The 664-nt window shown below is 67.0% G+C and carries 1 protein-coding gene; it reads left to right on the top strand.

Features of this window, described 5'->3' with window-relative positions; translation table 11 throughout:
- Positions 1 to 20: 20 nt before the first annotated feature.
- Positions 21 to 664, top strand: a 644-nt coding sequence (locus PKE71_RS17550; RefSeq protein WP_271188317.1) for an FtsK/SpoIIIE domain-containing protein, incomplete at its 3' end; no start/stop codon positions are given.

The raw sequence follows: 664 nt of genomic DNA, 5'->3' as shown, positions 1-664 counted from the left end.
CCGCGATGCCCGAGCCTCGAATGCAGACCGAATCGGTCCGCCTCGGCCGCCGCCAGTCCGGCAAGCCCATCGATCTGCAGATCGAACAGCGCCACACCCTGGTGGTTGGTGCCTCCGGCGCAGGCAAGGGCTCCTTCCTGTGGGGTGTCGTCGGCTCCCTGGCTCCGGCTATCGCCGTTGATGCCGTCCGTGCCTACGGCATCGACCTCAAGGGCGGCATGGAGTTGACCATGGGTGCCCCGCTGTTCACGAAGATCGCCGTCAAGGGTGGGCAGGCCGTGGAGATGCTGCGGGAGTTCGTCGGCATCGCTGATGAGCGCACCGAAGCCATGCGCGGTCACTCCCGCAACCACAAGCCCGGCCTCGGTGACCCGCTCTACCTCCTCGTCATCGACGAACTCGCCTCACTGACGGCCTACGCCGACAACGAGACCAAGAAGGAAGCAGAGCGGCTCCTCAAGCGGCTCCTCTCCATCGGCCGCGCAGTCGGCGTCGTCGTGGTCGCCTTCGTCCAGGACCCCCGCAAAGAGGTCATCGACATGCGCGGCCTCTTCACCCAGACCATCGCGCTCCGGCTCCGCTCCGCGATGGAGACCAACATGGTCCTGGGTGACGGCATGGCTCCCTTCGCCCCGGCTCACCGGATCCTCAAGGGAGCGCAGGG

Source organism: Maricaulis virginensis (genome assembly GCF_027922185.1).
GTDB lineage: Bacteria > Pseudomonadota > Alphaproteobacteria > Caulobacterales > Maricaulaceae > Maricaulis > Maricaulis virginensis.
The sequence above is the reverse complement of the archived record's forward strand: the minus strand, read 5'-3'. Positions and strand labels throughout refer to the sequence as shown.